The sequence below is a fragment of the Flavobacterium aureirubrum genome (assembly GCF_038739835.1).
Lineage (GTDB): Bacteria > Bacteroidota > Bacteroidia > Flavobacteriales > Flavobacteriaceae > Flavobacterium > Flavobacterium aureirubrum.
Window position 1 is genome coordinate 1 of the sequence record NZ_JBCGDO010000059.1, and the last position, 2812, is coordinate 2812.

Below are 2812 nucleotides of genomic sequence, written 5' to 3' on the forward strand. Positions count from 1 at the left end.
TCCTGTCTGATGGTGTCTTCTAGACTGCTTACTTGTAGTTGGTTGCGAGCTATTCCTTGTATATGTTGCATCGTTAAAGATAAAAAAACTATAACTTTCTTACAACTATTTTACTATATTTGGTGCATGGATTGTGGAGGTTTTTTCACAGTCTGACGTTGGTAGCAATATTTCCCAAAATCGTAGAAAATGAACGATGAAATTTTAGACAATTTAAATGAACAACAACTTCAAGCTGTAAAAACAACTGAAGGTTATGTTCGTGTAATTGCGGGAGCAGGTTCAGGAAAGACAAAAGCTTTAACTTCAAGATTTGCTTATATTGTAAATAGACTTGGAATAAATTCTTCTAATATTCTTTGTGTAACTTTTACAAACAAAGCTGCACAAGAAATGAAGAAAAGAGTAAAAGCCATTATTGGAGATACATTTGATGTAAGCCTAATTACAACATATCACGGTTTTTGTGTTAGATTTTTACGAGAAGAAATAAATAAAATACATTATCCAAAAAGTTTTATAATTCTTGATGTTGAAGACCAAAAAACAATTTTAAGAGACGTTTTTACAGAGTTAAATATTAATTCCAAAGAATTAACATTTAAACAAGTATTAAGATTTATTTCAAAGTCTAAAAGTGGTTCTGAATATTTAAATTATATCATTGAAAACGATACAATTAAAAATAAAGAAGAAGAAAATTTACTTGAAAAGGTTTTTCAAAAATATTTAGAAAAACAAAAAAGAAATTATGCTTTAGATTTTGATGATTTAATAAATTATACAATCTATATTCTGAAAAACTTCAACGATGTTTTATTGAAATGGCAGAAAAACCTACATTACATTCAAGTTGACGAAGCTCAAGATAGTTCTGACAATCAATTTCTGTTAGTAGAAATGCTTTCAAGAATTCATAATAATTTATTTATGGTTGGCGACCCAGACCAAACAATTTATGAATGGCGTGGTGCAAAACCAGAGTATTTAGTTGATTTTGATAAATTATTTCCCAATTGCGAAACGATAATAATGAACCAAAATTATCGTTCAACTCCTAACATTTTAAAATTAGGTAATCATATTATCAAAAATAATAAAATTAGAGTTGATAAAGATATGATAACTCAAAACCCAGAGGGTTTTGAAGTTATCCACTTTCACGGACAAAATGAATTTGAAGAAACACTCTGGGTTTCTAGCGAAATAAAAGAAATTATAAAAACTGAAAATGCCAAATATTCAGATATTACAATACTTTACAGAGCCAATCATATTTCAAGAAATATAGAACAATCTCTCATAAGAGAAAATATACCATATACTGTTTTTGGCGGAATAAAATTCTTTGAAAGAAAAGAAATAAAAGATGTTTTATCATTTTTAAGGCTTATTGTATTTGAAGATGATATTTCGTTTTTAAGAATGTATAATAATCCAACAAAAGGTCTTGGAAAAAAATTTATCGAAAATCTAAATTCAATTGCTCAATCTCAAAACCTTTCTCTATTCAAAGCACTTGAAAAAAATATTGAACATAAAGAACTATCAAAAAAAGGTTCTTTAGAATTTATAAATTTAGTCAAAGAATTAAAAGAAATATCAAAAACAAAATCAATTTCTGATTTAGTAAAAGATATACTAGACAAAAGTGGTTTATCTGAACTATATAGAAAAGATGGAGATGAAGATAGATTAGAAAACATAAAAGAATTAGTTAATTCAATGATTATTCTTGAAAATGAAAATAAAGAAATTATAAACATTGAAGAGTATTTACAAGAAGTATCATTATTTACAGATTTAGATACAAACAATGATAATAATGACAAGGTAAAATTAATGACAATTCATATTTCAAAAGGATTGGAGTTTCCATATGTTTTTCTTTGCGGTTTTACCGAAGGAGTTTTGCCGAGTGCAATGTCAATAAAAGAACGTAGAAAAAGAGCTTTAGAAGAAGAAAGAAGGCTTACTTATGTTGCAATAACAAGAGCAGAAAAAAGGTTTTATATGACCGAGTCCGAAGGTTTCAATTTCACGAACGGTTTAAATAAATATCCGTCAAGATTTCTCTTCGAAATCAGTGATGAATTTTACATTAGAAAAGGAGAATTAAGCCAAGAAATAATTGACGAAGCAAAATTACAACTTAAAAGAAATGATATTGAGAACACAGAAGTTTTTAATATTGGCGATTTAGTTTTTCACGACATTTGGAAAAAAGGAATAGTTAAAGAAGTTGATATTGATAAAAACGAATATCTAATTGATTTCTTTGAAACAGGAAAAGAAAAACCAATAGATTTTTCTTTTAGATTTCTAAAAAAATTCGTTGACGAAGAAGTCTTAACAGATGAAATGATAATTGAAAAAAAACAATCTGATGACGATTGGGAAATTTATATGCAATCATTGAATAATCCAGTTCAAGAAAATGAATTAGAAAAAAATATTTCTTCACAAAAAATCATCAAAAACGATGAGCAAATAAATGTTGTTGAAAACAATTTAGTTTTTGAAAGTGAAAATTTAAAAGATGCTATTTTTGAACAAAAACAAAAAGATTTTGATAAACAAATTGAGAATTTAGAAATTGATTTAAAAGATGACAAAAAGAATTCTAATGTTAAAAATGAAGAAAAAAAATGGTGGAATTTTTGGAACTAAATATTAATACTGCTACCAACACACGTAACTGTTGCACAACCTCAATAAAAAACTAAAATTTTAAAATATTTATAAAAAGTAACCTCTTTAGAAGCTATTTTAAGGAGGTTAGTTTTTTAGTTATAATTCAAAGTTGTAAAAC

At 26.5% G+C, this 2812-nt stretch carries 1 protein-coding gene; it reads left to right on the top strand.

The annotated features are described in order from the left end of the window. Positions 1–189 precede the first annotated feature (189 nt). Positions 190–2670 (top strand): ATP-dependent helicase, encoded by a 2481-nt coding sequence (locus WFZ85_RS15860; RefSeq protein WP_342697229.1) that lies wholly within the window; start codon positions 190–192, stop codon positions 2668–2670. Positions 2671–2812: the final 142 nt, after the last annotated feature.

What these genes read in the sequence shown, in the direction of transcription:
- WFZ85_RS15860 (WP_342697229.1), top strand. Translation starts at nt 190, where the DNA reads ATGAACGATGAAATTTTAGACAATTTAAATGAACAACAACTTCAAGCT.